Here is a 1,274-nt window from a genome sequence, read left to right as displayed (position 1 = left end):
CTAGTATAAAGTAAATTAAATAACTGCTATATATTTTATGGATGATGTGTGGTAAAATAGTGTTATCTAAGAAAGGATGAACACTATGAGAAAAACATATCTTCCCCTGTCAGATGAAGACAAGAATTACCTTAAATCATTATCCAAAAAGAGAACGATTCAGGCACAAGTCGTAGACCGTGCCAGAATCCTTTTATATAAAGCTGATGGAATGACATTCCAGGAAATCGCTGATAACCTTACAATCAGTACCGCAACGGTACGTCTTTGTATTTCGAAGTTTCACAAAGGCGGTGTGGATGCTGCAATTTTTGATATGCAGCGTTCTGGACGCCCATCAGAAATCACCGATGATGCTAAGGCATGGATGATTAGCATTGCATGTCAGAGACCAACAGAACTCGGCTATGCACAGGAACTTTGGACTTTGACCGCCCTCCACAAATACATTCAAAAGCATGCAGAGGAGGCGGGATATCCAAGGCTTTCAACAGTTACAAAGCCATATATCCAGAAATTTCTCAAGGAACAAGATATTAAGCCGTTTAAAATCAAGTATTACTGTGAAAAACGGGATCCTGATTTTGAATCAAAAATGCATGAGGTTCTGCTGGTTTACAAGCAGATTGAAATGCAGTTTGATGAAACTGGCACACTCATTGTTCCAGATGATTATAAACTGACCATTACGGTATCGTATGATGAGAAACCTGGCATTCAGGCAATCTCCAACACTGCACCAGATTTACGTCCAGCACCAGGACACGGCGAAATATACCGTGATGCAGAATACAAACGTCTTGGAACCCTCTCTTTATTGGCTGGCATTGATTTACTTACAGGAGAAGCCATTCCGTTAGTAAGAGATACTCACAAGAGTTCTGATTTTATTGAGTTTTTAAAGATACTGGACAAAAAATATCCATCACAGGATTCCATCAGAATCATCCTGGATAATCACTCAGCACATACTTCCAAAGAAACACGACGCTTTCTGGACACCATGCCAAAGGGACGTTTTAAATTTGTGTTTACGCCGAAACATGGCTCATGGTTAAACATGATTGAAAGTTTCTTCAGCAAGATGACCAAGCAGATGCTTCGAGGAATTCGTGTCAATACCAAACAGGAGTTGGAAGAACGGATTTACAAGTACTTTGACGAAGTGAACCGTGAACCTGTGGTTTATCACTGGAAGTACAAAATGGATGAAATCAGTGAAGATGAAGCGGCCTCTGTTTAATATAGCAATTATTTATTATTCGTTGTACTAG

The 1,274-nt window shown here is 39.6% G+C and carries 1 protein-coding gene; it reads left to right on the top strand.

The window, feature by feature from the left end:
* The first annotated feature begins 85 nt into the window (after positions 1-85).
* A complete protein-coding gene (locus tag G5A70_RS15465) occupies positions 86-1,243 on the top strand; it encodes an IS630 family transposase (RefSeq protein ID WP_173750330.1) in 1,158 nt (385 codons plus the stop codon).
* The last annotated feature ends 31 nt before the right edge of the window (positions 1,244-1,274 follow it).

The sequence above is a fragment of the Blautia hansenii genome, assembly GCF_013304445.1.
GTDB lineage: Bacteria > Bacillota > Clostridia > Lachnospirales > Lachnospiraceae > Blautia.
Note: the sequence above shows the minus strand (reverse complement) of the source record. Positions and strands in the feature narration are given on the sequence as shown.

What these genes read in the sequence shown, in the direction of transcription:
- G5A70_RS15465 (WP_173750330.1), top strand. Translation starts at nt 86, where the DNA reads ATGAGAAAAACATATCTTCCCCTGTCAGATGAAGACAAGAATTACCTT.